Raw genomic sequence first — 1,148 nt, forward strand, 5'->3', positions numbered from 1 at the left:
GATGAGCCGATCGCCGAAGATGACAGCTTCAGTGTCGATGAAGGCGCGATGGTCAGCGGCAATGTCATCACTCACGATGACGGCGATGGTGTGGTTGATAGCGATGGCGGTGATGGCGGCGCGTTAACCGTGACCCACATCAACGGCACCTTGTTGGTGTTTGGCCAAGATGGCTGGAGTCAGACCCTTACCGTGGCTAACGGCACCGTGCGCATCAAAGCCGACGGTACCTTTGAATACACCCACGATGGCAGCGATCCTACCCAGACAGATCCAAGCTTCACTTACACCTTAAGCGATGGCACCGACAGCGATGATGCGACCGTGACCTTTAACGTCGGTGCGGTCAACGATGAGCCGATCGCCGAAGATGACAGCTTCAGTGTCGATGAAGGCGCGATGGTCAGCGGCAATGTCATCACTCACGATGACGGCGATGGTGTGGTTGATAGCGATGGCGGTGATGGCGGCGCGTTAACCGTGACCCACATCAACGGCACCTTGTTGGTGTTCGGTCAAGATGGCTGGAGTCAGACCCTTACCGTGGCTAACGGCACCGTGCGCATCAAAGCCGACGGCACCTTTGAATACACCCACGATGGCAGCGATCCTACCCAGACAGATCCAAGCTTCACTTACACCTTAAGCGATGGCACCGACAGCGATGATGCGACCGTGACCATCAGTGTGGCGGCAGTGAATGATGAGCCGATCGCCGAAGATGACAGCTTCAGTGTCGATGAAGGCGCGATGGTCAGCGGCAATGTCATCACCCACGATGACGGCGATGGCGTGGTTGATAGCGATGGCGGTGATGGCGCGGCGTTAACCGTGACCCACATCAACGGCACCTTGTTGGTGTTCGGTCAAGATGGCTGGAGTCAGACCCTCAGCGTGGCCAACGGTACCGTGCGCATCAAAGCCGACGGCACCTTTGAATACACCCACGATGGCAGCGATCCTACCCAGACAGATCCAAGCTTCACTTACACCTTAAGCGATGGCACCGACAGCGATGATGCGACCGTGACCTTTAACGTCGGTGCGGTCAACGATGAGCCGATCGCCGAAGATGACAGCTTCAGTGTCGATGAAGGCGCGATGGTCAGCGGCAATGTCATCACTCACGATGACGGCGATGGCGTGGT

At 57.2% G+C, this 1,148-nt stretch carries 1 protein-coding gene; it reads left to right on the forward strand.

The annotated features are described in order from the left end of the window. Nucleotides 1-1,148: Ig-like domain-containing protein (locus ACHUFW_RS21770; protein ID WP_394206069.1), on the forward strand; the 1,148-nt coding region annotated here is incomplete at both ends.

It is taken from the genome of Shewanella waksmanii, from assembly GCF_043643685.1.
In the GTDB taxonomy this organism is placed as follows: Bacteria; Pseudomonadota; Gammaproteobacteria; order Enterobacterales; family Shewanellaceae; genus Shewanella; species Shewanella waksmanii_A.